This is a genomic window from Schaalia sp. ORNL0103 (assembly GCF_019429565.1).
Taxonomy (GTDB): Bacteria; Actinomycetota; Actinomycetes; order Actinomycetales; family Actinomycetaceae; genus Pauljensenia.
Map to the genome: position 1 here is coordinate 39693 of NZ_JAHXSA010000002.1, position 24691 is coordinate 64383.

A 24691-nucleotide genomic window follows, 5' to 3' on the forward strand; every position below is an offset into this window, starting at 1 on the left:
TGTCGTCTCCTTCTCCCGCGCGCCTGCTCGATGTTCTGGAGCGCATGAGCGCCGGGGATGACCGGCTGCTCGGCCACGTGACGCTGCCGGGCCGATCGGGAAAGATCGCGGATTGGCCGCAGTGGGTGTCGCCCGCGGTCGTGGACGCGTGGGCGCGGCGCGGCGTGGAGCGCCCGTGGATTCATCAGCGCGAGGCCTTGGACGCTGTGCGCGAGGGCCTCGACGTCGTGCTCGCGACGGGCACGGGGTCAGGCAAGTCGCTGGCCGCGTGGACGCCGATCCTCTCCGACCTGGTGGAGGCCGAGGATTCGTCGCGCATTTCCGCGATTCATCGCCGCCCGACGGCCCTGTACCTGGCTCCGACGAAGGCTCTGGCGGCGGACCAGCTGGCTTCGCTCATGGCGCTGCTCGGCCAGGACGACAAGCCCACCGACGCACAGGCGAGCGCAGACGCGGAAGGGCGCCCCGGCCTCGTCGATGAGCGTCTGCGCCGCGTGCGCGCGACAACCGTGGACGGGGATACGCCGCGCGAGGCGAAGGAGTGGGCGCGCGCGGGGGCTGACCTGATCCTGTCGAACCCTGATTTCCTGCACTACGTGATGCTGCCGTCGCACCAGCGGTGGTCGCGTTTCTTGGCGTCGCTGCGCCTCATCGTCATCGACGAGGCCCACCATTGGCGCGGCGTGACCGGCTCGCACATTGCGCTGGTCGTGCGCCGACTGCTGCGCGTCGCCCACCACCTGGGCGCGGATCCGCGGGTCGTCATGCTGAGCGCGACCGTGCGCGATGCGGCGGCTGTGGGCCGCGCGCTCACGGGACGCGACGCGATCGCCATCACCGAGGACGGATCGCCGGCGGGCGCCCACGAGCTGGTCCTGTGGCAGGGCGCGATCATGGCCGACGAGTCCGAGGTCGACATCTCTTCTTTCCTGGAGGCCCTCGACGCACCGCCCGGCACTGCCACCCTCAAGGTCCCGATCGTGCGGCGCAGCGCCGGGGTCGAGGCAGCCAACCTGGCCACCGCCTTCGTCGAGGAGGGCGCGCGCCTCCTCGCCTTCGTGCGTTCGCGCGCGGGGGCCGAGGCCGTGGCCGCTCAGGTGCGCGACCGCCTCTCGGCGCGCGGTTCCGCGAACGCGGGCCAGGTGGGCGCATATCGCGGCGGATACCTGCCCGAGGAGCGCCGAGCGCTCGAGGAGGCGATCCGCACGGGAGGAGTGCGGGCGCTCGCCACGACGTCCGCGCTCGAAATGGGCCTGGACATCTCGGGCCTGGACGCGACGATCACGGTCGGTTGGCCTGGCACGCGCGCGTCCCTGCGCCAGCAGATCGGCCGCGCGGGTCGCGCGGGCGCGCCGGGCACATCCGTGCTCATCGCCTCCGACAACCCGTTGGACGCGTACCTGGTGCGCCACCCGGAGCACATTCTCGGCGAGGTCGAGGCCTCCGTCATCGACCCCTCCAACCCGTGGGTGTTGGCTCCGCACGTCGCCGCCGCGGCCGCCGAAATACCGATCACGCCGTCCGATATCACCTACTTTGGCCAGGAACTGCGAGGCGTGACCGAACGCCTCGTCGCCGACGGGTACCTCAAGCGACGGCCCGCAGGGTACTTCTGGGACGCCACCAGGCCCAAGCGCCCCAGCGACCTCACCGACCTGCGCGGAGCCGCCGGCGACGTCCAGATCGTCGACGCCGCCACCGGCACCGTCATCGGCACCATCGACCAGGCCTCCGCCGACGCCCACGTCTTCCCCGGTGCCATCTACATCCACCAAGGGCGCACCTTCCACGTGCTCTCCCTCAGCTCCCTCACCACGCCCACCGCTCCCGCCGCCCAGGGGTGGCCGCGCGCACTCCTGCCCGAGGCGCCGGGCGGCACCCGGGGAACCGAGCACCTCGGGGGCGGGGAGCGGGAGGGGGCCCAGGCCTCGTCGATCATCATCCCGCCCGCGCGGGCCGACGACGCGCGCGTCGCCCTGGTCGAGGAGGTGCGCACTCCCCTGCGCACGCGCTCGGCGACCCACACGAGCGTCGAGGTGTGCGCCATCGAGGAGACGTACGTGTGCAGGGACGGCACGGTCACCTGGCATCACGGGCCGACGAACGTGTCGACGCGTGTCACCGACTACGACCTGCTGCGCCTGCCCGGGCTCGAATTCATCCGCAACATCGAGCTGTTCCTGCCCACCCACACGCTGCCCACGAAGTCGACGTGGTTCACCCTCACTCCGGCGGCGCTGGCCACGATGGGGATCGAGGCCGCCGATCTGGCGGGCACGCTGCACGCGACCGAGCACGCGATGATCGGGATCCTGCCCATCGTCGCCACCTGCGACCGCTGGGACCTGGGCGGCCTATCCACCGAGCTGCACGACGACACGGGCGCACCCACCGTCTTTATTCACGACGCGTTCCGAGGCGGCGCGGGGCACGTGCTCGCCGGCTTCCACAGCGCGCGGTCGTGGGTCGCGGCCACCCTCGAGGCCGTCTCCTCCTGCGACTGCGAGTCCGGGTGCCCGCGCTGCGTCCAGTCCCCCAAGTGCGGCAACGGCAACGAACCCCTGTCGAAGCAGGGAGCGATCACGCTGCTGACCTACCTCCTGGAGCGAGCACCCGGGGCGTTATGAGTCCCCTTTTAACTTGTATTTAGCAGTTAACCAACATATCCTGAGCAAAATCCCATCTTTGTTTCGCCGGACACACGCTCGACGGTTTCTTCAGACAGGAGGTAAGCCATGGCTGACGTCGCTTTCAACTCCTCAGATCACAAGCTCACGGAGTCTGACGTTCCTCAGGGCGAGGAAGGCTTGCAGAAGAGCTCTCAAGCGGTCGGGGACCTAGCCAAAGGACAGACCGCGCAAGACTGGACGCCCGAACCTGCGGCGCAGCTTCTTGGCACGGCCGTCGCCAACTTCTTCTCTGCCTGCAACGAAGCCTTCCGTCAGGAGAAAGACGCTCTGGACGAGTTCGGCACGAACGTCGACCTCGCCATCGCAGAATTCGCTCGCGTCAACGAATCCACAGGCGATGAACTGAAACGTATCCAGGACAGCATTACCAACCCTGAGATCAGAGAGAAGCTCAGAAAGGGACTGCCACAGGCGGGTGCCTCCGCCGCTCAGGAGGCCGATGAAAGCGGTGCTCCCATCCAGACTGACGGATCCGACACGTTGGCAACCGAGGCAACCGGAGCATCCGCGGCCGCGGACGCCACGCATTCGGGTCCGTCCCACTTCGGCCAATCCGCGCCCGGCGGCCCCACGATCACCGGCCAGTAATATTCCCCTGCGGTTCCAGGCACAAGGAGAGGTTTCATGGTTGCCAGCCCGAAATACGAGCAGCTGATGCGGTTCGCCCAAGCAGCCGAAGCAGGCTTGAGCCAGCTCGAAAAACACGACCCCCTTCATAGGCAGACCATTGAAGGGCTCGCAGACATGATCGAGCGAGTGACGCATTTCCGCCAGCATCAGGGGTTTCAAGGCCTGACCGGTGAGGCCATCAACAAGTGGCTTGAGGCCTCACTGTCCCGATATGACGCTGAATTCACGGGGTACGTCAGCGGCTTCTCGCACTACGTGGAAGCGCGCCGCATGCTGAAGCACGCCGCCGAGGACGCGCGGCTCCTCCCAACCGCCCTCCTCGACTCAAAGACCGCGGCGATGCGCGACCTCGCGCAGGTCGTCATCCCGTATACGAAGAACATGGGCTTTTTCGGTCTTCCAATTAACTCCCTCGCGACAACGGGCGAGGCCTACGTTAATGCCGTCGAAGCGCAGGCGAACGAGGCGCGCGAGAAGAAATCCGCAGAGATTCTCGCCCAAATGAGAAGGGCCTCGTTCTCGCTTGCCTCTTCTCTGCGTGAGTGCACAGAAGCAATGAAGAAGATCCCCAGCTCTAAGGACGGCACGCAGTTCCCCGTTCCTCCCCCGTCACCCACCCCCGTCGTTAAAGAAATCAAGCGGGGCAACGTGCCGGTGTCTCCCCACGATCCAAGCGTTTACGGTGGGGACCGCGACACTGATTTTGGCCGCTCCGACCAACGCGACCCGAAGTCTGGCGTGTATCCGGATGGTTACGACGAAGGCGGCCGAATCAGCGATCGCATCATGTCGTCGAAGCGCATCCCGAACACGTTTGTGCCCGAAGGCGAACTCGGCTCTCGTCTCAACCCCGTGACAGACCCGAACGATCTTATGAATATCGATCTGCTGCATTCTCGAGTGAACGGAGACCGGCACGCAAACGGCGTGATCGGCGGACACACCCCCGCCTCACCCATCGACCGCGATCATCCGCTGTGGCGTCTGAACGGCGGCCCGGCAAAGGGTTCCGGCCTCGGTGCCGGTGCCCTTGCCGCGGGTGCTCTCGGCGCCGGCGCACTCGGCGCGGGCGCACTCGGCGCGGGCGCTCTGGGGATGCGCGGCAGCTTGTCTCTCAACAGCGCCACCACAGGAGCAGCTGGAGCCGGAGTGGGAGGCACGGGCGTTGCGGGCGGCGCGGGCGCAGCTGGTGCTGGCGGCGCGGCCGGGCGCCCCGGCACGGGTGGCTTCATGGGTGCCGGTGCCGGTGCGGGTGGCAAGGGCAAGGAAGACCGCAAGGCTCGTCGGCACAGGTACACCGCGTTCCGCTTTGAGGACGATGAGGACGAGCTGCCCGAGGGCTACGTGAACCCCCTGTCACAGACCTACGGGTCCGACAAGGACCTTTCACCCGCACCACGCAAAGACGACGGATGGGATCCCCGCCAATGGTGACACGCAACATCAGCACGGCGCGCCTGCTCGGCGTCACGGCCTCGACCCTGGCGCTCGCCACGGGAGCCACCGCGCTGCCGACCGGCCCCGCGCACGCCGCCGACCCGATCACGGCAGCTGACCAGCCGTATTTTGCCTACTACTACCTGAGCGAAGCCCGCAACATGGGCTTGAGGGGTAAAGGGGTCACGATCGCGCTCATCGACGGCGAGGTCGACACGACAGCCCCCGAGCTGGCGAAAACGAATATCACCGACAAGACTCCCTGCACCGTCACCTCCAGCACGCAGAGCAAGACGCACGGCACCGCGATGGCCTCGATCATTGCCTCGGATGCCTACGGCGTTGCCCCCGACGCGACGATCCTGTCGTATCGCATGTCGTTTACCACCCAGGGTGACACGTCCGGGGAGGACTGCAACGACGACTCCGTTGTTGGCGTCACCAAGGACACTTACGCCTCCCTCATGAACCACGCCATGAACGACGGGGCGACGATCATCAACATGTCCGTATCCAGCGACGAAAGCCTAGACGCCCTGAAGTGGGCGGTGGCCCGCTCCATCTCCCAGGGCGTCGTTGTCATTGCCGCAGCCGGTAACACAGGCAGGTACTCCGACCAATTTGCACTGTCCTGGTGGTCGGGCGTCGCCGGCGTCGGAGCGATCGACACCCAAGGAAAGGTGGTCGATTCTTCTTCCAGCGGCAAAGGCCTCGTATCGGCGGCCGTGGGCACCGCGACCGTGCGCGACTATTCGACGGGAGCAAACACGACGGTGACGGGCACCTCGGTGTCCACTGCGCTGGTCTCGGGCTTCGTGGCTCTGGCCCACGAGAAGTGGCCCGAGGCGACCCCGAACCAGCTGCTCCAGCTCCTCGTCCACACCGGGACGAACCCTAATCATGCGTGGAACGATCGCACGGGCTACGGCCCCGCTGACCCCGGCGCCATGGTCAATACGGACCCCAGCCAGTACCCGGACGAGAACCCCCTGATGACTAAACGCCCGGATGTAGAACCCACGCCCGAGGAGATCCAGCAGTACGTGGACGGGGTCGTCTCCCCCCGTGAGATCGCCTACGACAACTCCTACACGTACCGCGGCTTCGACGAGGGCGTGGTCGGCGACCATCTTAACCACTACCCCACCCACCTGGGGACCAGCCCGCGCTACCACGGCAAGTAAGCCAACGGGGACGCGGGGCGCCTGCGCACATCGAAGGGTGCCGGGCACCGCACATCCGGGGTTATAGAACACTACGTGTTGCTGTGTGGCGCTGGTTGTTGTTTGTGGACCCGCAGATTTTCTGGGCACCGGGCCCGGCCATGGGGCCGGGCTGCTTGGTGTGCCCGTGGGCGGCGGCCAGGCCCTGCGGTCCCTCCGGTGTCCTCCACGCCGGTGGGGCCTTCGCGGCTGATGTTGCTCGGTGCGTTGCCCTGATGCCCAGCTATGGCTGTCAACCAGCAATTCCGCACGTAATTCCTCGATGACTCATTCAAACTTCGAATTTGCGTCGTTGGAATTGCAACGTTTTTGAGGCACCTCGAAAAATGACCACGATAAATTACGTGCGAAATTTATCTGGCGGTGGTGTCGGTGCCGCCCACGAGTGCCGCAGTCAGGCCCTGCGGTCCCTCCGGCGCCCTCCATGCCGGCGGTGGGGGTTTTGCACCATTAGGAGCTACCCTTCGGCGTGTCGCCGGCGTGTCGCGCCCCTCATGGTGCAAATTCCCCCGTCTGGTGGCGGCGAGGTCACAGTTCGGGGCGGTAAGGCGCCCAAATCGCAGACCACCTCGGTGAAAAACATTGAAACTAGGGTGTTGTGGCTGAAGTGGTCTGCGTTTTGGGCACAACGGTGCCTGACCTGGTGTGTTGGTCGCACGCAAACCGCTGAATATGCGCGTCAACCCCTTAATACGCACGTAAACCTCTAGATGTGCGCGTGGGTGGCGCTGCCCACGCGCATATCATCGGGTTCACGTGCGAGGTGTCGCACCCACGCACATGTCATCGGGCCCACGTGCGCATTAGCGGGCCCACGTCCATGGCGACAAGCACAGGCAGCTAGCAGGCCTCGGCACACGGAACGCATCAGCACATACTCGAAGGGGCCGGCCATAAGGCCGACCCCTTCGAGTATCCCATCAACACAGTGCAAGTCTTCCGATGCGCTCCCTTTCTTGGCTCACCCTTTGTGGGTGTCGCCCTTGGCTTGATGACTATTAATGTACGGACCCCGCCTGTGGGAACCATTGAACAAACCTGGCAATTTCCTGAGAATTTTTCACCGCTCCGGTCCGGCGCGCGCCCGGGCGCTCACATTCGTTGAAATACCAGCGATTCTGACTGGCTGCGTGAGGACCACCAGGCAGTCGAGATCGCGCACCTCGCAGGACTGGACGCCCACGCCATTCGCCACAGCGACGGCGGAGGCCGCCCCGCATGGCCGCTCCCCCACGTCCTCCCAGCCAGCCGTCGCTGACTGCTCTGCCCCCGCCAGGGCCGCCAGGTCGGCGACGGCCTGCAGGCGCACCCGCTCACGGTGAGCAACGCCAACCCCGCCAAGGACAACCGCAAGCACGAGGGCCAAGACAATGAGCCCCACGGAATTGATGGTCCCGGATCCTTCCTCGCCGCAACGGTCGCCGGTACACCACCTATCCGCGACAGCCCCGCGTCCATGCACAGCTGCACGCGGGGCTGTCGGTTCAAGCGTCACGGCAGGTCCCCCTCGTCGATGGTGGTCACCGAGCATCGGGCGATGCCCCCGACCCAGCCGGCCGCCCCGCGGTAGGGGGCGGTGCCGGTGACGCTCACCCACCCGCCGGAGCGCGCAACCGCGTAGGATCCGGGCGGGTAGGCGGCCGAGGCCGCTCCCTGCGGGTCGGTCTGTCCGATGGAGGCGGCCCGGGCACCCTCGCGCACCGCCTGGCACAGGGAGGCTCCGGTCATCCCGGCCTGCGCGGCGGCGACGATGACGCCGACGACGAGGGTGACGGCGACGAAGCCGATGGCGTGTTCGACGGTGACGTATCCGTTCTCGTCGCTGTTCATCGGGTGTTGAGCGCCTCCTGGATGATGGATTCGAGGGCGGCGCGCACGGTGTCCGATTTGAGGATCACGATGAGCAGGCCCGCGAATCCGGCGGCGGCAATGGTGCCGATCGCGTACTCGACGGTGGTCGCACCCTCCTCGGGGTCTCGCCCCTCGGTGGGCTCGGCCGTGGTCCGGGGCCGCAGGGCCCGAGCTCCCTCCTGCACGGCCGCCATCGCGATGAGCTGGGCGCGCGTGGCGGCGCAGTCGATTCTGTCGATGATCGTCATTGATCTGTCCTTTCTTTCGTCGCGCGCGGTCGCGCGCAGGGCCAGTGTGCGCGGGGATCGCCTCGCAACTCCACGCGGATTCGCACCCCTGTGGATAAGTAAGGGGGCCCCGCAACCCCTGTGGATAACACGCCTACACACCGATTCCTCCCACGAGATGCGCGAGCAGGGGCGCAATGCCCAGGGCCAGGAAGGCCGGCAGGAAGAACACGCCGAGCGGGCCAACGAGGCGGACGCTCAGCTCCTCGGCCTGCGCCTTCGCATCGACGAGACGAGATCGGCGCTCCCACGCGGCACTGCGGGCGAGCAGCGTTTCCGGGGCGGTTCCGCTGGTCCACGAGGCTTCAAGCGCATCGCGCAGGGGATGGCTCCACTCGGGCGCATCCTCCCAGGCGTCCGCCCAGGTCGCCCCGAGCCGCAGCGATGCGGCGGCCCACGACAGCGCCTCGTCGACGCAGGCGTCGGCCAACGCGTCGAGAGCGCGGGGGATCGCCGCGCCGCAGGCCAAGGCGGAGGAAACAAGGTCGCAGGCGAGCGCGCCGTCTATCCCCTCCTCGACGCGCCTGCACCGGGCGAGGATCCGTCGGCACGAGGCGACACCCGCCCCCCACGCGGCCACACCCACGAAGGCGCACATCCGCCCCGCCCCACCTCCCGTGTAGAACTGCCAGGGCGAGGCACCCAGCGCGAGCGCACACGCGATCCCCACGAGGGGAAGGGCCGCGAGGACACGCGCGGACATGAGCGGGCCCGCGGCGGCAACGCGACGAGCTTCCTCGAGCGCCTGTGCATCGTCTATCGCGCTGCCGATCGCGTCGAGCACGTCGGCGAGGGGCGCGCCGAGGTCGTGGCTGAATCGGCAGGCGAGGGCGACGGATGCGGCGCTCACACGGGATGCGGCCGCGCCCGGTGCCCTTTCTGCTCTGCACAGGGAGCGCCAGCGCGTCGGCGCGCGCGCCCACTCGTCGAGGACGGCCGGGTAGGAATCCTCCGCGCCGACACTCCCTCCCGCATCGATGCGCGCCAATGCGAGACCCCAGGCAAGGGAGGTGGGGGCTCCCGCGCGCAGACGGGTCGCGACCTCGGCGACGAGGAGGGAGAGCTCTCGCGGGGTGGGCGGGCCCTGAGCGCGGCCTCGGTGACGCGCGGATCGTCCCGGCCCGGGGATGAGCCGACCCCACCGCCCCCGGGCCTCGCGCCGCGGGCTACACACACGCGTCGGCCGCGCCCATGCGCGCGCGATGTGCTTCTCGCGCGCTCCCCGATACACTGCCCCAAAACACTGACAACACAATGCAACCACGCATATAACGAACACACTGACCGCCACCACCTCGCCAAGGCCAAGGCAGTCCATGAACGCATCCCAACCAGCCCTCATAGCCCGACCCTTCGGGCGAGGGAGGCCCAGGCCTCGTGCGTGGTGACACAGCCATCGGCGGTGGCGCTGAGCGCGAGCACGCACTCGAGTGACCCACGAGCGCGCGTGAGGACCCCGACCTCGGACACCCAGCGGCGCCCGGAGGGGGCTCGGCGCAGGTGGAGGACGGCGTCGATGGCGCTGGCGGCCTGGGCGGCGACGGCGCTTTCGCTCATGGCGGCCAGCGCTCCAAGGGCAGCGAGCCTTGCGGGCACATCGCGCGTCCCGTTGGCGTGGATCGTCGCCCATCCGCCGTCGTGCCCGGTGTTGAGGGCGGTGAGGACGTCGCGCACTTCGGGGCCTCGACACTCGCCGAGGACGAGGCGGTCGGGGCGCATGCGCATGGCCGCGCGCACGAGGTCGGCGAGGGTGACCGCGCCCCTCCCCTCGACATTGGGTGCGCGCTCGATGAGGTGCACGCAGTGCGGGTGAGCGGGCGCGATTTCGGCGACCTCTTCGACGCAGACGATCCTCTCACCGGCGGGGACGAGGGCGAGCGCGGCGCTCAGGAGCGTCGTTTTCCCACTTCCTGTCGCCCCACTGACGAGGACGTTGGCGCGCGAGGCGACGAGGGAGCGCAGGAGCGTCCCCACCGCGCCGGGCAGAGTCCCGCAGGCCTCGAGATCCGCGACCCCCAGCCGACGGGTGCCGAGGACGCGCAGGGAGATGAGTGTGCCCGATCCCGACACGGGGGCGAGGACCGCGTGTAGGCGCACGCCCCCGGGCAGGGTTCCGTCCGCGATGGGGCGCGCATCGTCGAGGCGCACGCCGCACGCGCTGGCGAGGCGTATGGCGGTGCGGCGGGCGTCCACCTCGTCTCTGATACCGGCGTCCACGCGCACGAGGCCGCCTCCTCGGTCGACCCACGCCTGGGTGCCGTTGATGAGAACGTCGGTGACGGCTGGGTCGTCGAGGAGGCGCGCGAGGGGCGGGTCCATGCCGCGTTGCCGGGCGCGCAGCGTCTCCAGCGTGGAGGTGACCGCGGCGGCTCCGCTGCCGGGCGGAGAGCACGCGGCGGCCGCACGAGCGGGGTCCTCACCGCGGGCGAGCAGGCGTAGCGCGTCACGCATGGCGCGCCTCGATCTCGAGTAGCCCGCCCGTTGATGGAGCAGCCCCACCTGCACTCGAGGAGGAAACGGAATCGAGGGCGCGCATGAGGCCGCGCAGTTTCCGCCCGGGGCGAGTGGGGGCGCGCAGGATGGGCCCGGGGGTACACTCCCGCAAGCCGGGGCCCCATCGCTCGCCAGCGCACACAAGCGTGATCGCGGGGCATGGAGGGGGAACCGCCGCGCATGTCGCTGACAGTGCGGCTGCTCCCTCCAGGTCCCCATGGGTGACCAAGACGAGCGCGTCGGTATGGATCGCGGACACGCATCTCGCGGCTCGCTCATCCCATCGGCCCGCGTCCACGACGAGGGGCGCGTCAAGGGATCGACAGGCGGCCACCACCCGCGGGTCGTCCGCGCCGGCCCCGCCGCGCGCATCCCCGACGAGGGCCCGCACGCCCCCGACGATGGGCAAGTGCTCGCGCAGCGAGGGCAGATACGAGTCTTCGGAAGCGTCGAGATCCGCCCACCGCACGCCGGGAATGTCGTGGTCACCCGCGAGCGCGACACCGGGCACGGACCCGGACGCGTCGACAACGACCGCCTCGCCCGACCTCGCTCGGCGGGCACCGCGTGCCCCGCGCCGCATACCCCCTCGGACACCCCGACGACGCCCGCACTCGCCTGCCAACAGCCGCACAACGCCGGTGACCCCAACCCCTCCGGCGATCCCGGCGACCACCCATACTGCGCCCGAGCGGCAAGTTCGCGCACAGGACTCGGCGATGAGGGACACGAGGAGAGCACTATCCCCGGGCAGCCTCACCTGACCGCCCTGCCCGACGCGCACGCAGGGTGCTCCCTCGGGCACGGGAGCCGACGCAGATGCCAGGATCAACGAGGCCTGGCCAGGGTTCGAGCACACGCGCGCCCCCGCGAGCACCGCGGCATCGCGCGCGCCGTCGAGGTCGGGCGGGGCGAGGCCGACGAGTGCAACGGTTCCTCGAGGTGGGGTGACGTGGGCGTTCATAAGACGACGATGCGCCCGCACCGTTTGTCCCGTCCACCCGCGTGCGCGCCCCTGTGGACAACGCGCACCCGAGGTGCCACGCTGTGCATAGAGGGATCCGATGGAGGACCCCTGTGGATTGAGCCAACGCTGGAGTAAACGCAATGGTACGCGCGGCCTTTTTCGACCTGGATAAGACGATTCTGGACACGTCCTCGAACGTGGCGCTCTCTGGCCCCTTCATCGAGGCCGGCCTCATGAACCGTCGTACCGCGCTAACCTCCGTCCTGGTTCAGCTGCCCTACCTGCTCACGGGCGCGGACGAGTCCCGCATGGAGCAGATGGCGCAGGCGCTGGGGCGCATGGGGCGCGGCTGGAACGCCGCATTCCTCGAGGCGACGGTCGAGGACGCGCTCGAGCGCACGATCCAGCCCGTCTGCTACGCTCAGGCGCTCGCGCGCATTGAGGCGCACAAGCGCGCGGGCGACATCGTCGTCATCGCGTCAGCGTCGGTCGAGCAGGTAGTGCGCCCCATCGCGCAGATGCTGGGGGCTGATGAGGTCCTCGCCTCGCGCGCAGCGGTCGACGACGACGGGTGTTTCACGGGCGAGATCACGCACTTCAACCAGGCGCAGGGCAAGGCGGATGCCTGCGAGGCCCTGGCTCGCTCGCGCGGCTGGGACCTGTCGGAGTGTTCGGCCTACTCAGATTCGGTGTCGGACGCGCCGCTCCTACGCCTCGTCGGCCACCCCTACGCGGTCAACCCGGACCGCGGCCTGCGCGAGATGGCGCAGCGCGAAGGCTGGCCCACCCTCACGTTCTCGTCCACGGTGCGTGTCCTGCCGCGCGAGGTTCTCACGCCCGCGAAGGTCGCGGTGCCTTTCATCGCCGGCGTCGCCGTGGGCGCGGCGGCCTGCGCGCTCCTGCGCCGCTGAGAAACAGCCCTAGGAGAGGCGGCCTGCCTGCACGTGGCGGGCGACGTCGCGCCCCACCTGGGCGCCGTAGACGACTCCCGCGCAGTAGTGGATGATCCACCGGGCCAGGCCGGCCTCGTCGGCGCTCACCCACCCGGCGAGTTCACGTCCCGCGCGCGCCGGGTCGAGCGCGTCGTAGGCACTGGGCACGCACACACCGGTCGGGTCGACGCCTCGGGTGACGAGGATCCAGCGCGCGAGTCCGCCTCCCACGACGGACGAGGCCGGGTCAAAGACGCGCCGGAAACGGAAGTGGGCGGTCAGGGCGGCAGCGACTGCGAGGCCGGGCGCATCGGCGCGCGTGTAGGCGAGGGCCGGTGCGAGCAGGGACGGGTCGGCGGGCACGGCGACGGACCGCGACTCGACGAGGCCGGCGGCAACGAGCCCCGAGCAGGCATCCCTATGCAGTCCCGCGATCAGCGCGGGAAGGGGCGTAGGGGCGACGCGCGCGCCGCCCTGGGATCGCGTGTTGAGCGCGGGGAAGCGCGAGGCCAGGTTCCACTGCGAGCGCCAGATCCCCAGCGCGAGGGCGGCCCCCGGATCCGAGGCCGCTCCCCCTTCGTCAGCCATGGACAGGGCACGCACGTCGTCGACGCTCGTGCGGGCGCCCTCGATGATGGACAGGGCGGCGGCTTCGCGCACGGCGGCCTCCGCGCGCGCTTCCTCCCAGCCTCGGCGCAGTCCCTCGCTAAAGCGCAGGTCGGCGAGGGCCGCGTGGGCCTCGTTCATGGCGGAGGCGACGTCGGGGCGGGCTGCCGACGCGCACAACACGGCGGGTGCGGGGTCGACGAGGGCTTCGATACTCACCCCTCTACACTAGGGGCATGACGCTTTTGCAGCATCGAAACCTCTCCGCGCGCCTGCGCTCGGGGTTGTTCGCGTTCGTTTTCGCCCCGATCGCCCTGGTGTTCCTGGGGTCCTCGATGGTTGACGTACAGGCGTTGGCCTCGGTCGGCCAGCCCCTGGCCTCGGTCGAAGGGCTCATCGGCATGGCGCTCGCGTCACTGCTGCTGGCCCTCATCGCCCTCAATTGCGAGGAGTCGAGCGCGGGCATGGTCGTGACCTTCGTGTGGTCGATCGTCGTGGGGGCGGCCCAGTTCTTCGGCGTGGCGCGCCTTCCTTTTCTCATGAAGTCATCCGTGGGCGCCGAGGATGTCATCGCGGGTGTGTCCTGGTGCCTGTACCCGGTGTGCATGTCGCTCATGCTCGGCGCGTGCGCGCTGACGATCAAGTCGGTGCGAGTGCGCGCCGGTAAGAGCACGCGCGTGCCTCTGGCCCGCGTGCACCGCCACGGATTCGGCACGACGGTGGCACTTCCCGCGGCGGTCGCGGCGGGCACGCTGATGGTCGCGGCGGCCCCCTCGGACACGACGAACGTGGCGGCCATGGGCCTGGAGGGGGTCACCGAGGGCTTCGAGCCGATGCACTGGCTCGCGCTCGGAGCGGGCGTCGCGTTCGCGGTGCTCGTCGTGAGCGCCCGCTGGTCGATAACGGGCACGCAGATCGCGAGCTGGTTCATTTTGGTGCTCCCCACGTACGTGGTCCTGCCCGTGTGGGCGTCGCTGACGGGCAACGTGATCGTCCCCGGCCCGTCCCTGCTGACGAAGATGGCGCTCGCGAGCCCACCGCTGGCGGCCCTCGGAATGGCGACCGGCTGCGCCTCGATGGGCGTCCTGTGGGCACGCGTGCGGGCGCTCAAGAAGCTCGAGGCGGATGAGGATTCGACGGCAAAAGAGGGGCCTGCCGAGGGCTAATGCGCGCAAGCGCTCACCCTGACCGTAATATGTGGGCAGATATAAGGAGGAAGCATGTCTGATAACGAGTTTGACGCCCAGCGCGACCGCGCCGAGGAAGCACCTGACAACCTGGTGCTGACCGGTGAGGAAATCGAGCTGCCCGGTGAGGATTCCGACGCGTCGGCGATCATCGGCGAGTCCAGCGATCCCATCCACACGGGCGAAATCGAGGCCGTCGCGATCGGCGGCCTGACGGGCCGCGTGCCGGCTGCAGCACCGCTCAAGCCGACGATCGAGGACAAGATCTCCACGGGCGAGCTGCCCGTCGTGTCCGCCCCCGAGGGCGATCTCCCGGTCGTTTCTTCCTCCGACGAGGCCGACTCCGCCCCCGAGCAGGAGCAGGCTGAGCAGGAGTCTCCCGCCGACGCTCCGGTCGCCGACCGGGGCGCCGATGAGCCTGCCGAGGCCGACGCGCCGTCCGCAGAGGCGACCGATGAGCCCGAGACCACCGACGAGGCCCCCGCAGAGGAGGCCCCCGCTGAGGAGGCTCCCGCAGAGGACACCGTTTCCGACGAGCCCGCCCCCGCCTCGTCGAATGAGGAGGGCGAGCAGCCCGAGGCGTCCGCGGACCAGGCGGAAGAAGGCGAGAATTCCTTTGCTTCCCTGCTCTCCTCCGCAGACGAGGACGCGGCAGGCGAGGCGGCCGAGGACGTGACCGAGGATCCGGAGCCCGCACTCGCCCCCGTCATGACGCCCGCACAGGCGGCCGCCGCCCTGAGCGAGGCCAACGACGAGGCGACCAACGACTCTTCCGACGAGGCCGAGGCCCCCTCGAGCGACGATCAGCCCTCCGAGGACGAGCCGGCCGAGGACGAGCCGGCCGAGGACGAGGTCGCCGAGGACAAGGTCGCCGCAGTCGGTGGCGCTGCCGCCGAGGCCTCCGCGCACTCGCCGTCCTCGCGCCGCTCCATGATCTTCGGCGACGAGGAGACCCTGTCCTCCTCGATTCCCGCGGTCGCGGCCGAAGAGGAGAACGCTCCCGCCGAAACCTCCGCCGAGGAAAAGCCCGAGGCTGAGGAAGAGGCCCCCTTCACCGAGCCGACGACCCAGCTGCCGACGCAGAACACCGAGGCCTCGTACTCCTTCGAGGATCAGGATGCTGCCGAGGCCGCACGCCCGCGCCGCCGCTCCCTGCTGGGCGAGGGCGACGAGGACAGCGAGGCGGCAACCCTGGCCGCCATCGCGTCGACCGCCGCGCGCGGCGACAAGTCCGACGCGCCTTCGAGCCTGGACGACGAGCTCTTCTCCGCCGCCCCCGAGATCACGGAGATGCCCTCGCGCACGGGCGCACACTGGCTATCCTTCCTCCTCTTCCTGCTGCTCGTGCCCGTCGGCTGGTACCTGGCCGCTGACGCGGGTGCACGCATGACTCTGGCGGACGCCGCTCCCATATACACGGGCGTCGCCTCGATCGTGGCCCTGGGCGAGATCCTCGGCGCGATCGTCATCTCCGCGATCCTTTTCGTGACCGCGCGCCGCTCGTCACTGGGCGCCTGGCTGATGGGCATCGTGACTCTCGTCGTGGGTCTGCCGTGGCTCATGGCCCCCGGCATCACCGAGGCGTCGGTGCTGCCTACGCTCACCGCGCTCACCAACACGGGATCGCTGGGCGCGAACCTCTCGCACCACCTGCAGGCCTCCGGCTACTCCGGCCGCTTCGCCCTGCTGGGCATCGCCCTCATGGGCCTGGCGTACGTGTCCCACTCGGCACGCCGCACCGGCCGCGCCGAGGAGGCGCTGCGCGTCTCGCTGGAGGCCACCAACCCGGCGGGCGCCTTCTACTCCAAGCGCGCCCGTAAGAAGGCAGCGAAAGAAGCGGCCCGCAAGTGAAAACTCTGATTCCCGCCAGCGCGATCGAGCTCGAGGGTCCGTGGACCCATCGGCACGTGAGCGCTGGCGGCGCCGCATTCCACGTCGCTGACATGGGCGAGGGCATGGACCATGCGCTCGTCCTCCTGCACGGCTTCCCCGAGCACTGGTGGGCGTGGCGCGACGTCCTGCCCGCACTCGCGGAGTCGACCTCGCGCGTGTTCGCCCTCGATTTGCGAGGCTTCGGCACCTCCGACCTGACGCGCGGAGACTGCGACCTCCAGCAGATGGCGAACGACGTGATTGGCGTTGTGCGCGCCCTCGGCGTGGCCTCGTTCTCCGTGGCCGGCATGGGGATCGGCGGCACGGTCGCGTGGATGATCGGCGCCCTGGCGCCCCTCGAGCTGCGATCGGTGGCCGTCCTGTCGGCACCCCACCCCCTCGGCGTCCAGCCCGTGATCGGTCGCGCGCCCTGGGCGGGTGGCCGCGTCCTGCAGGGCCGCCTCGCGCTGCCCACGGGGCGTGAGCGCGCACTGCGTTCGGGCTCTCTCGTGACGACCGTGTTCCGCGCGTGGGCCTCGCCCGGGAACGTCGACGCCCTCGTCTCCCAGTCGGGCACGTACCGCGCCGCGCTGCGTCGCCCCTTCGCGGCGCATACCGCGCTGCGCGGCCTGAGCGCCGCCCGCAAGATCTCGCGCGAAGAGCGCCGACTGCTGTCGGAGCCTGTGCGCGTGCCCGTCCTGTCCCTGGTGGGGCGCGACGACGGGGCATGGTCGGCCCTGGATCACGCGGCCGACGCCCAATTCGTGGATGCGCCGCTGACGCAGATCGTCATTCGCGAAGCCGGACACTTCCTCCCCGAAGAAGCGCCGCAGGCTGTGGCCGAGGCTCTGTCAGAGCACGTCGGCACGCACGCTCAGTAACCGGTTTTTCATTAGACAGGTCACACAAAACGCGAAATGAAGCCCATTTCACCTGATAGATAGGGCATAATGGTGTGATGCGCGGTACCTCCTCGTGAGTGGTATTACGTATGGGATCCACTGCGCAATCCAAATCGAAACGCCCGAGCAATCGGGCACGAGCGGAAGGAGCTCCGCACCATGATCGGTGACGGAAACTTCATCAGCCAGGTGCCGCTGTTCGGTGGCCTTGATGATGCACAGCAGGTGTCCCTCCAGCAGAAGATGGGTCATACGACCCTGCGTCGCGGAGAGACTCTCTTCGACGAAGGCGATCTCGGCGATCGCCTGTACATCGTGACCGAGGGCAAGGTGAAGCTCGGCCACACGTCCAGCGACGGCCGCGAGTCTCTGCTCGCAGTCCTGGGCCCCGGAGAGATCATCGGTGAGCTCACGCTCTTCGATCCGGGTCCGCGCTCGACCACCGCAACCGCCGTTTCCCCGGCGTCCCTCCTCTACCTCGAGCACGAGGATCTCATGCACGTGCTCGACACCAACCCGACCCTGGCCAAGCACATGCTGCGCGCCCTCGCTCAGCGCCTGCGCCGTACCAACGAGTCCCTCTCGGATCTCGTGTTCTCCGACGTTCCCGGCCGCGTCGCCAAGGCCCTCCTGGACCTTGCGGATCGCTTCGGCACCGCGACCGACAAGGGCGTCCACGTCCCCCACGACCTCACGCAGGAAGAGCTCGCCCAGCTGGTCGGCGCCTCCCGTGAGACCGTGAACAAGTCTCTGGCCGACTTCGTGTCGCGCGGCTGGATCCGTCTGGAAGGTCGCGCCGTGACCCTCCTCGACGTCGATCGCCTGGCGCGTCGCGCTCGCTGACCGCAGCCTACACAAGGTTGGGCCCGACACCGTGAGGTGCCGGGCCCAACCTTTTGCTTGACGATATGAACGAGGCCGTGGTCCCTCGTGCGTTTTCCGCACGTGCCGACCACGGCCTCGTTCATGCGCGGAGCTGGCGCGCGTCAGTTCTGAACGACAGGCGCTTCCTCAATCGGACGCTTGAGGTAGGCCACCAGGTTCTCGGAACCCGTAGGACCGGGGATCACCTGGACGAGTTCCCACCCGTCGGCGCCCCACTGGTCGAGGATTGCTTTCGTCGCGTGCGTGAGCAGCGGAATCGTGGAGTATTCCCATTTAGTCATGGCTCTATCCTACCCGCCCGTCAACTGGGGGCGCACGAAGGACAGAACCTTCGGGACGTGGGGGCTGCGGAGCTCACGGGCGAGCGGCTCGTCGGAGGTGCGCAGCCACTCCAGCCAATTGTCCGCGTGAGGATAGTGACGCAGAATCGCTCGACGTTCACGTTCCGTCAGCCCGCCCCACACGCCGTAGTTCGCCTCGGATTCGAGAGCGTCGGCGAGACATTCGAGGCGAACCTCGCATTCGTAGCAGCGCATACGAACCTGACGCTGGGAGGCACCCTGCACGAACAGCACGTCCGGTTCGATGGACGCGCAGAGCGCGCGGGCGACCCAACTCTGGTCGTCGCCTTGCGTTGACATCGTGGAACTCCACTTCACTGTATTTCGAGCCCTGCCTGTGACCATACACACATACGTGTGCCGGTGCAAACGCTGCGACCACTGTCGAAGGCACCTCAAGGTGATTCATCAGGCAATTCTCACGCGCCGCCAAACGCCAGATGAGCGGGCCGACACGTAAGCTAGGAATATGTCGCACTCTCACTCTCGCGCTGTCCGACCGGCCCAGCTGCTCGCGCTGCTACTGGCGTTCCTGAGCGTGTCCTCGCTCATGGGCGTCGTCACGGCCGGCATGCTCGTCCCCGTCGCGGGACCCACCGCGCTGGCAGCAAAGTCGGTCCCCTCCGTCTTCAACGAGCTGCCCGGTGACCTGCAGACCGTGGCCCCGGCCGAGGAGTCGCAGCTCCTCGATTCGTCCGGCGGCGTGATCGCACACTTCTACGACAAGCAGCGCATCGTGGTGCCCAGCGCCAACATCGCTGACGTTATGAAGAAGGCAATCGTCGCGATCGAAGATAAGCGCTTCTACGAGCACAACGGTGTCGATGCCACGGGTATCGCTCGTGCGCTCGTGACGAACCTGGGCGATAGCGGCCGCCAGGGCGCTTCGACGATCACCCAGCAGTACGTGCGTAACTCGCTGGCAGAGCGCGGCTACCTCGAGGGCGACGCGGACCAGGTGAGCGCAGCGACCGAGCAGACCACTGAGCGCAAGCTGCGCGAAATCAAGTACGCGCTGGCATTGGAGAAGACCCAGTCGAAGGACGAAATCCTCACGGGTTACCTCAACATCGCCCCCTTCGGCCCCATCACCTACGGTGTCGAGGCCGCTTCGCAGCGATACTTCTCCAAGTCCGCGTCGGAGCTGAACTACCTGGAGGCTGCGCTCCTCGCAGGCCTCGTCCAGTCCCCCGTCCAGTATGATCCGCTGACCCACCCGGAAGCCGCTCAGGAACGCCGCGACACGGTCCTGGCAACGATGCTTGACCAGGGCGTCATCACGCAGGAAGAGTACGACGAGGGCGTCGCGACGACGGTCGATTCGATGCTGCACCCGACGGTGTCCTCGGAGGGCTGCTCGGGCGCCGAATCCTCGAAGGCGTACTTCTGCGACTACGTCCTCTCTCAGTTCCTGGAGGACCCGACGTTCGGCGCAACGCGCATCGAGCGCGAGCGCCTGCTCAAGACCCAGGGCATCACGATCCGCACGACGCTGGACCCCGCGAAGCAGGACGCGGCCTACGCCTCGCTGACGAACGCGATTCCCGTGGGCGACGCCTCCGGCCTGAACGACGCGCTCGTCTCGCTGGACCCGCGCACCGGCAAGGTGCTTGCGATGGCCCAGAACACGACCTACGGCATCGAGGCCGGCCAGACGATGTCGAACTACTCGGCCGACGGTAACTTCCAGGTGGGCTCGACCTTCAAGGTGTTCACGCTCCTGCAGTGGTTCAAGGAGGGACACTCGGCCTACGAAACCGTGGGTTCGGCCAACACCTTCTATCCGAACGGCTCCTTCAAGTGCGACGGTCGCTCCATCACGACCGAGGGCTACCAGGTCAACGACCTCGCGGGTAAGACCGGCACGATGAACGTCGTGCGCGCCACCGGCCAGTCGGTCAACCAGGCCTTCGTGAACATGGCGTCGCGCGTGGACTTCTGCTCGATCTTCGAGACCGCCTACAACATGGGCATCACGGAGGACGGCGAGGTTCCGTCTCCCTTCCCCGCCAACATCCTCGGTTCCGTGTCGGCCTCCCCGCTGCAGATGGCCTCCGTGTTCGCGACGATCGCGAACTCCGGCCAGCAGTGCAAGCCCCAGTCCATCGAGTCCGTGACCGACCGCGACGAGAACGTCCTCAAGGAGTTTGCAGCGGACTGCAAGGAGGTCATCTCCCCTGACCTCGCAAACAAGACGGCGGCACTTCTGACGGCCTCGGCCGGCCAGTACTACACGTCGACTCGTCTGGGCGACGGCCGTCCCTTCGCCGCGAAGTCGGGCACGACCGACGGCCACGCCAACACGTGGCTGACCGGCTTCACCCCCTCGCTCGCCACTGCCGTATGGGTGGGCCACGGCGACAACTCCTCCCAGGAAGTTTCCGGCGTTGTCATCAACGGCGTGTACCACAGCGAGATCTTCGGTGAGACCTACGTCGGCCAGAACATCTGGGCGCCCTACATGACGCAGGCGCTGGCGGGCACACCCGTCGAGGCCGTCTCGAACGCGAACATCGGCGCGACGACGCCTCAGCGCGGCGCGACTCCGACTCCCGCGCCGAGCGCGTCCCCCAACAGCAATGACCACTGACGTCACGTCTGCACTCGCAGGGGCCACGGCCTCGTCCGCTCGACGAGGCCGTGGCCTCCTGCGCACTGCGGGAGCGGTCGTCGGCGGGCTGGGTCTCGCTGGCCTGGCCGCGGGCGGCGCGGCGCTCGCGTGGGGTTCGGTCGAGCGTACGATGCCGGTGCTGCGCCGCTACGACGTCCCCGTTGAGGGTGACGTCCCCGAGGTGACGATCCTCCAGATCGCGGACCTGCACCTGTTTGCCGGACAGAAGTTCCTCCTGCGTTTCCTATCGGATGTCGCAGCCTCGGAGCACTTCGACATGGTCGTAGCGACCGGCGACAACTTCGGATCTGTGGATGCACTGGACATGGTGATGGACGCGTACCGCCCGTTCCTGTCCTATCCGGGCGCTTTCGTGCTCGGTTCGAACGACTACTACTCGCCGATTCCGAAGCGCTGGAGCCGCTACCTGTCACGATCGAAGCCGCACCCCGCGCGGGTTGTTCCCGATCTTCCCTACCTGCCGATGGTGCGTCACATGCGTCGGGCCGGCTGGGTCGATCTGTCGAATGCTGCCGGCACGATCAGCCTGCCCACCGGCACGGTGTCCCTGCTTGGCACGGATGACGCTCATATCCACCGGGACCGCATGGGAACCCCGGCCTCGTCATGGGCGGCACCGGGCACCCTGCGCCTGGGTCTCACGCACGCCCCCTACACGCGCGTCGTGTCCGCGCTGACGTCGGCAGGCTCGGCCCTGATCCTCGCCGGGCACACGCACGGCGGCCAGATCGGCATTCCCGGAGTCGGGGCGATCATCACGAACTGCGACATTTCGCGCCCCTACGCGAAGGGCTTGAAGCGGTGGGAGGCTCCGGACGGCACTGAAGCGTGGCTGCACGTCTCGGCTGGCCTGGGAACCTCCCCTTACGCAAAGATTCGCATCGCAACGCGTCCCGAGGCGTCTCTGTTGCACGTCCACCCCGCATAGGAGGGAGTCGCGCCACCGGCTGCCGGGCTTTCTGGAGCCCACGCGGCCGGACGACATGCGGCGTGGACCACACTTCGAGCGCTCCCTCCATCTCCGTTTGGGAATTTCGACGGGGTGAGGCTATACTCGAACGGCACCGGGGTGTGGCGCAGCTTGGTAGCGCGCTTCGTTCGGGACGAAGAGGCCGTGGGTTCAAATCCCGCCACCCCGACCGGTAGTCGCCGGGACCGTTTGGTCCCGGCGACTTTTGTATAGGCGCTATGCTCAGAATCACTGACCAATGGGTCGAAAGAGCGCGATCGCCCATTAGACTGAGGTCGTACCCATCACTCACTTTGAGGAGAATCTCTATGAAGCGTCGTCTTGCAGCAGCTATGCTCATCATCACGCTCCCCCTGGGCATGGCAGCATGCCACGGCACGAAGTCCCGCAAGGCCACCCCGAGCACCCCGGCGCCCGCGGCGACCGCCAGCGCTGATCCGACACAGAACGCTGCCCCCACGCAGACCCCCGCCCCCACGCAGGCCCCCGGCAACTCCAGCCAGTCCGTCGATGAGGCCTGCGGCCTTGTGACGAGCCAGCTCAAATCTTTCTCCGAAAGCGCCAGCACGGACGCAACTCCGGAACAGAAGAAAGCCATGGCAGACGCCACCATCAAGGCGCTCAACTCGCCTCAGATCACCAATCCCGATGTGAAGGAGGCAGCCGGCAAGGTGGCTGCGGTCCTGACGGATACGGTGAACTTCGCTAACAAGTACGACTCGAACCCGGGCGCCGCCGATCAGAACGAGGCCAACGAGCTGATCGCACGCCTCACTACCTCGATGTATTCGCTCGGCCAGCTGTGCCCTGCACTGCTGGAGGACTGACGAACAGGTAAGTACTCGTTCATCGATACATAGCGTTGGAGGGGCGGCCCGTCGGGCCGCCCCTCCTCACTCAACGCCCGCACGCGGGCACATACATCTGATGTTGCTCGTCAGCGCGCGTTGCACACCGTCTCAAGCGACGACATTGACGTCGCGAGGTTCGTGTACAGATCCATAGCCTCAGTCATCTGCTCTTGCGAAGGTTCGTCTCCCACCGTCTTGGCGAAATCAGCGAGAGCCTGAGCACTATCGCCCGCAGCCACCGCAGCAGCCTTCACTTCCGAGTTGGTAATCTCGTCAGACTTCAGGACAGTCGCAACGCTGCTCATACCCTGGACCATGTCTTCCGTGTTGCTCGGATCAAGGCCATCAATTGCCTTGACGGCCTTGTCATTGATGATCTGACAGGCAGCCTGCTTGGACTGCCCACCACAGGCGGCCAGGCTCAGGGGCAGCAGTGCAACGAGGGCGGCCGTCAGAAGACGCTTTTTCATGAGGGTTACTCCTTCGAGTATTTATGATGGGTACCTGCGAATCATATCGCATTTTCACGCTATTAATTTCCTCGCCGTCAAAGAAGATTCGTGCATTATTGATACATTCCACTGCACGAATTACAAACGAGCGTGATGGCCGCACCACTCGATACGAGGAGGGGGCAACCCCTGAGCACGCGCGAGGAGGGGGCAACCCCTGCGGGCCACCCCCTCCTCGTCATCTACTCAGTTGAGAACCGGACGCGGGGACCAGTGCTCGTCCCGCCCCGGCCTCGTTCATTTAGGCCTGTCCGCCGTTCTTCCAGCGACGGAAGAACATCGCCAGCAGCGCGCCGGACAGATTGTGCCACACGGAGAAAACGGCTGCAGGGAGCGCGGTCTCCGGGGTAGAGGCGAAGTGAGTCTTCGCCAGCGTCGCGGCCAGCGCCGAATTCTGCATGCCGACCTCGATTGCGGTCGTGCGCGCCGCCTTGTCGGAGCCACGGCCGACGCGTCCGGCCAGGTAGCCGAAAAGGTAGCCCAGGAGGTTGTGGCAGATGACAACCGCAATGATGAGAGCGCCAGACGTCAGGATCTTGTTAACCGAGCCAGACACGACGACCAGCAGCACGTAGCAGATACCGAACACGGAAATCCAGGGGAGAAGCGGCAGGATCTTCTCCACGAACTTGCCAGCGACGAAGCGCACGATGAAGCCGCCCAGGACGGGGGCGAGAACCATCAGCAGGATGTTCTTCGCCATCGCCGCGCCATCCACCGGCATGCGATTACCCACCAGCCAGGCGGTGAGCAGCGGCGTCATGAGGGGTGCGAGCAGCGTCGAGATCGAGGTCATGGTGACCGACAGCGCGACGTCAGCCTTCGCCAGGTAGGAGATCACGTTCGAGGCCGTACCACCGGGCGCACAGCCGACGAGGATGACGCCGACCGCGACCGCGTCGGGCAGACCAAACACGTAGCACAGGGCCCAACCAACGAGGGGCATGATCAGGTACTGGGCGACAACACCCACGAGCACGGGCAGCGGACGCTTGACGATAAGCCCAAAGTCGGGCAGCGTCAGGGTCAGGCCCATGCCGAACATGATGACGCCGAGCGCCCAGTTAACGCCGGGAGCCAGCGGCTTGAAGGTGTCGGGCGTAATCATGGCGATCGCGAAGGCCGCCAGGATCAGCAGCGGGAAGACCGTGACGGCGATGCGCGCACTTCGGTCTTCGGAGGAAAGGACGGGGGATTGAGTTGTAACTGCGTCTGATGTGGACATGCCACCATATTTCACCGCTCGTTGTATTTTTCCCGCTTCAGTCTCACGTTGTGACCCTCCCAGTATTGAGCCTCACAGGCCTACTTCACTAAGCTAAGGCTATGCACAGTGCAGCGCCGCAGACTCACTCAACGCCCGAACGCACCGCGGAGAGCTCCCCCAACCGCGCATCGGGACGCCCTCAGGGGCGCCCGAAGC

23 protein-coding genes and 1 tRNA gene are annotated in these 24691 nt (G+C 67.5%); 14 read left to right on the plus strand and 10 right to left on the minus strand.

Going from position 1 to position 24691, the window contains the following annotated elements:
* The first annotated feature begins 44 nt into the window (after positions 1-44).
* From JJJ16_RS07440 to JJJ16_RS07455, 4 genes are all read left to right on the plus strand, one after another.
* Positions 45-2627 carry a DEAD/DEAH box helicase gene (locus JJJ16_RS07440; protein ID WP_219752206.1) on the plus strand — a complete coding sequence of 861 codons (2583 nt, stop codon included), beginning with the start codon at positions 45-47 and terminating at the stop codon, positions 2625-2627.
* Between the two features lie 108 nt (positions 2628-2735).
* The gene (locus tag JJJ16_RS07445) at positions 2736-3278 is read left to right on the plus strand and encodes a hypothetical protein (protein ID WP_219752037.1); all 543 of its coding nucleotides are present in this window, start codon (positions 2736-2738) and stop codon (positions 3276-3278) included.
* Positions 3279-3314: 36 nt separating this feature from the next.
* A complete protein-coding gene (locus JJJ16_RS07450) occupies positions 3315-4754 on the plus strand; it encodes a hypothetical protein (RefSeq protein WP_219752038.1) in 1440 nt (479 codons plus the stop codon).
* Positions 4748-5941, plus strand: a complete 1194-nt coding sequence (locus JJJ16_RS07455) for a S8 family serine peptidase (RefSeq protein WP_219752039.1) — start codon at positions 4748-4750, stop codon at positions 5939-5941. Before JJJ16_RS07450 ends, JJJ16_RS07455 begins: the two co-directional genes overlap by 7 nt.
* A gap of 1099 nt (positions 5942-7040) precedes the next feature.
* On the opposite strand, the gene JJJ16_RS07460 is transcribed toward JJJ16_RS07455, so the two are convergent.
* From JJJ16_RS07460 to JJJ16_RS07480, 5 genes are all read right to left on the minus strand, one after another.
* A complete protein-coding gene (locus tag JJJ16_RS07460; protein WP_413243689.1) occupies positions 7041-7475 on the minus strand; it encodes an Rv3654c family TadE-like protein in 435 nt (144 codons plus the stop codon).
* Positions 7472-7810 (minus strand): TadE/TadG family type IV pilus assembly protein, encoded by a 339-nt coding sequence (locus JJJ16_RS07465; RefSeq protein WP_219752040.1) that lies wholly within the window; start codon positions 7808-7810, stop codon positions 7472-7474. The genes JJJ16_RS07460 and JJJ16_RS07465 overlap by 4 nt, the downstream gene beginning before the upstream one ends.
* The gene (locus JJJ16_RS07470) at positions 7807-8079 is read right to left on the minus strand and encodes a DUF4244 domain-containing protein (protein ID WP_219752041.1); all 273 of its coding nucleotides are present in this window, start codon (positions 8077-8079) and stop codon (positions 7807-7809) included. The genes JJJ16_RS07465 and JJJ16_RS07470 overlap by 4 nt, the downstream gene beginning before the upstream one ends.
* A gap of 133 nt (positions 8080-8212) precedes the next feature.
* Positions 8213-9292 (minus strand): type II secretion system F family protein, encoded by a 1080-nt coding sequence (locus tag JJJ16_RS07475; RefSeq protein WP_318836537.1) that lies wholly within the window; start codon positions 9290-9292, stop codon positions 8213-8215.
* 164 nt (positions 9293-9456) lie between these two features.
* Complete coding sequence (locus JJJ16_RS07480) at positions 9457-10569, minus strand: TadA family conjugal transfer-associated ATPase (protein ID WP_219752042.1); 1113 nt, start codon at positions 10567-10569, stop codon at positions 9457-9459.
* Between the two features lie 259 nt (positions 10570-10828).
* On the opposite strand from JJJ16_RS07480, the gene JJJ16_RS07485 reads away from it, so the two are divergent.
* Positions 10829-11713, plus strand: coding sequence for a hypothetical protein (locus JJJ16_RS07485; protein WP_219752043.1), 885 nt, complete (start codon positions 10829-10831; stop codon positions 11711-11713).
* A gap of 5 nt (positions 11714-11718) precedes the next feature.
* Complete coding sequence (locus JJJ16_RS07490) at positions 11719-12489, plus strand: HAD family hydrolase (RefSeq protein WP_219752044.1); 771 nt, start codon at positions 11719-11721, stop codon at positions 12487-12489.
* Between the two features lie 9 nt (positions 12490-12498).
* On the opposite strand, the gene JJJ16_RS07495 is transcribed toward JJJ16_RS07490, so the two are convergent.
* Positions 12499-13335 (minus strand): hypothetical protein, encoded by an 837-nt coding sequence (locus JJJ16_RS07495; RefSeq protein ID WP_219752045.1) that lies wholly within the window; start codon positions 13333-13335, stop codon positions 12499-12501.
* Positions 13336-13352: 17 nt separating this feature from the next.
* On the opposite strand from JJJ16_RS07495, the gene JJJ16_RS07500 reads away from it, so the two are divergent.
* The 4 genes from JJJ16_RS07500 to JJJ16_RS07515 all read left to right on the plus strand — a co-directional run bounded on the left by JJJ16_RS07500 (position 13353) and on the right by JJJ16_RS07515 (position 17920).
* Positions 13353-14282 carry a hypothetical protein gene (locus tag JJJ16_RS07500; RefSeq protein ID WP_219752046.1) on the plus strand — a complete coding sequence of 310 codons (930 nt, stop codon included), beginning with the start codon at positions 13353-13355 and terminating at the stop codon, positions 14280-14282.
* A 54-nt stretch (positions 14283-14336) separates the two neighbouring features.
* Entirely contained in the window at positions 14337-16154 is a 1818-nt protein-coding gene (locus JJJ16_RS07505; protein ID WP_219752047.1) for a hypothetical protein, read from the plus strand.
* On the plus strand, positions 16151-17056 hold the full coding sequence (locus tag JJJ16_RS07510) for an alpha/beta fold hydrolase (protein WP_219752048.1): 906 nt from the start codon (positions 16151-16153) through the stop codon (positions 17054-17056). Before JJJ16_RS07505 ends, JJJ16_RS07510 begins: the two co-directional genes overlap by 4 nt.
* 180 nt (positions 17057-17236) lie before the next feature.
* Positions 17237-17920 carry a Crp/Fnr family transcriptional regulator gene (locus JJJ16_RS07515; RefSeq protein ID WP_003791132.1) on the plus strand — a complete coding sequence of 228 codons (684 nt, stop codon included), beginning with the start codon at positions 17237-17239 and terminating at the stop codon, positions 17918-17920.
* A gap of 143 nt (positions 17921-18063) precedes the next feature.
* Here JJJ16_RS07515 and JJJ16_RS07520 read toward each other — a convergent pair whose 3' ends face one another.
* Both JJJ16_RS07520 and JJJ16_RS07525 read right to left on the minus strand, forming a co-directional pair.
* The gene (locus JJJ16_RS07520) at positions 18064-18243 is read right to left on the minus strand and encodes a DUF4177 domain-containing protein (RefSeq protein ID WP_219752049.1); all 180 of its coding nucleotides are present in this window, start codon (positions 18241-18243) and stop codon (positions 18064-18066) included.
* Positions 18244-18252: 9 nt separating this feature from the next.
* Complete coding sequence (locus JJJ16_RS07525) at positions 18253-18603, minus strand: WhiB family transcriptional regulator (RefSeq protein WP_048774884.1); 351 nt, start codon at positions 18601-18603, stop codon at positions 18253-18255.
* Between the two features lie 169 nt (positions 18604-18772).
* On the opposite strand from JJJ16_RS07525, the gene JJJ16_RS07530 reads away from it, so the two are divergent.
* The 4 genes from JJJ16_RS07530 to JJJ16_RS07545 all read left to right on the plus strand — a co-directional run bounded on the left by JJJ16_RS07530 (position 18773) and on the right by JJJ16_RS07545 (position 22732).
* Positions 18773-20893 (plus strand): transglycosylase domain-containing protein, encoded by a 2121-nt coding sequence (locus tag JJJ16_RS07530; RefSeq protein ID WP_219752050.1) that lies wholly within the window; start codon positions 18773-18775, stop codon positions 20891-20893.
* The gene (locus JJJ16_RS07535) at positions 20883-21863 is read left to right on the plus strand and encodes a metallophosphoesterase (protein WP_219752051.1); all 981 of its coding nucleotides are present in this window, start codon (positions 20883-20885) and stop codon (positions 21861-21863) included. Before JJJ16_RS07530 ends, JJJ16_RS07535 begins: the two co-directional genes overlap by 11 nt.
* A 137-nt stretch (positions 21864-22000) precedes the next feature.
* Positions 22001-22074, plus strand: a tRNA-Pro gene (locus JJJ16_RS07540).
* 139 nt (positions 22075-22213) lie between these two features.
* Positions 22214-22732, plus strand: a complete 519-nt coding sequence (locus JJJ16_RS07545) for an endo alpha-1,4 polygalactosaminidase (RefSeq protein WP_219752052.1) — start codon at positions 22214-22216, stop codon at positions 22730-22732.
* A gap of 110 nt (positions 22733-22842) precedes the next feature.
* Here JJJ16_RS07545 and JJJ16_RS07550 read toward each other — a convergent pair whose 3' ends face one another.
* Both JJJ16_RS07550 and JJJ16_RS07555 read right to left on the minus strand, forming a co-directional pair.
* Positions 22843-23226, minus strand: coding sequence for a hypothetical protein (locus JJJ16_RS07550; protein WP_219752053.1), 384 nt, complete (start codon positions 23224-23226; stop codon positions 22843-22845).
* A gap of 283 nt (positions 23227-23509) precedes the next feature.
* Positions 23510-24493, minus strand: a complete 984-nt coding sequence (locus tag JJJ16_RS07555) for a bile acid:sodium symporter family protein (RefSeq protein WP_060565959.1) — start codon at positions 24491-24493, stop codon at positions 23510-23512.
* Positions 24494-24691 lie beyond the last annotated feature (198 nt).

What these genes read in the sequence shown, in the direction of transcription:
- JJJ16_RS07440 (WP_219752206.1), top strand. Translation starts at nt 45, where the DNA reads ATGAGCGCCGGGGATGACCGGCTGCTCGGCCACGTGACGCTGCCGGGC.
- JJJ16_RS07445 (WP_219752037.1), top strand. Translation starts at nt 2,736, where the DNA reads ATGGCTGACGTCGCTTTCAACTCCTCAGATCACAAGCTCACGGAGTCT.
- JJJ16_RS07450 (WP_219752038.1), top strand. Translation starts at nt 3,315, where the DNA reads ATGGTTGCCAGCCCGAAATACGAGCAGCTGATGCGGTTCGCCCAAGCA.
- JJJ16_RS07455 (WP_219752039.1), top strand. Translation starts at nt 4,748, where the DNA reads ATGGTGACACGCAACATCAGCACGGCGCGCCTGCTCGGCGTCACGGCC.
- JJJ16_RS07465 (WP_219752040.1), bottom strand. Translation starts at nt 7,810, where the DNA reads ATGAACAGCGACGAGAACGGATACGTCACCGTCGAACACGCCATCGGC.
- JJJ16_RS07470 (WP_219752041.1), bottom strand. Translation starts at nt 8,079, where the DNA reads ATGACGATCATCGACAGAATCGACTGCGCCGCCACGCGCGCCCAGCTC.
- JJJ16_RS07480 (WP_219752042.1), bottom strand. Translation starts at nt 10,569, where the DNA reads ATGCGTGACGCGCTACGCCTGCTCGCCCGCGGTGAGGACCCCGCTCGT.
- JJJ16_RS07485 (WP_219752043.1), top strand. Translation starts at nt 10,829, where the DNA reads ATGGGTGACCAAGACGAGCGCGTCGGTATGGATCGCGGACACGCATCT.
- JJJ16_RS07490 (WP_219752044.1), top strand. Translation starts at nt 11,719, where the DNA reads ATGGTACGCGCGGCCTTTTTCGACCTGGATAAGACGATTCTGGACACG.
- JJJ16_RS07500 (WP_219752046.1), top strand. Translation starts at nt 13,353, where the DNA reads ATGACGCTTTTGCAGCATCGAAACCTCTCCGCGCGCCTGCGCTCGGGG.
- JJJ16_RS07505 (WP_219752047.1), top strand. Translation starts at nt 14,337, where the DNA reads ATGTCTGATAACGAGTTTGACGCCCAGCGCGACCGCGCCGAGGAAGCA.
- JJJ16_RS07515 (WP_003791132.1), top strand. Translation starts at nt 17,237, where the DNA reads ATGATCGGTGACGGAAACTTCATCAGCCAGGTGCCGCTGTTCGGTGGC.
- JJJ16_RS07520 (WP_219752049.1), bottom strand. Translation starts at nt 18,243, where the DNA reads ATGACTAAATGGGAATACTCCACGATTCCGCTGCTCACGCACGCGACG.
- JJJ16_RS07525 (WP_048774884.1), bottom strand. Translation starts at nt 18,603, where the DNA reads ATGTCAACGCAAGGCGACGACCAGAGTTGGGTCGCCCGCGCGCTCTGC.
- JJJ16_RS07530 (WP_219752050.1), top strand. Translation starts at nt 18,773, where the DNA reads ATGTCGCACTCTCACTCTCGCGCTGTCCGACCGGCCCAGCTGCTCGCG.
- JJJ16_RS07535 (WP_219752051.1), top strand. Translation starts at nt 20,883, where the DNA reads ATGACCACTGACGTCACGTCTGCACTCGCAGGGGCCACGGCCTCGTCC.
- JJJ16_RS07545 (WP_219752052.1), top strand. Translation starts at nt 22,214, where the DNA reads ATGAAGCGTCGTCTTGCAGCAGCTATGCTCATCATCACGCTCCCCCTG.
- JJJ16_RS07550 (WP_219752053.1), bottom strand. Translation starts at nt 23,226, where the DNA reads ATGAAAAAGCGTCTTCTGACGGCCGCCCTCGTTGCACTGCTGCCCCTG.
- JJJ16_RS07555 (WP_060565959.1), bottom strand. Translation starts at nt 24,493, where the DNA reads ATGTCCACATCAGACGCAGTTACAACTCAATCCCCCGTCCTTTCCTCC.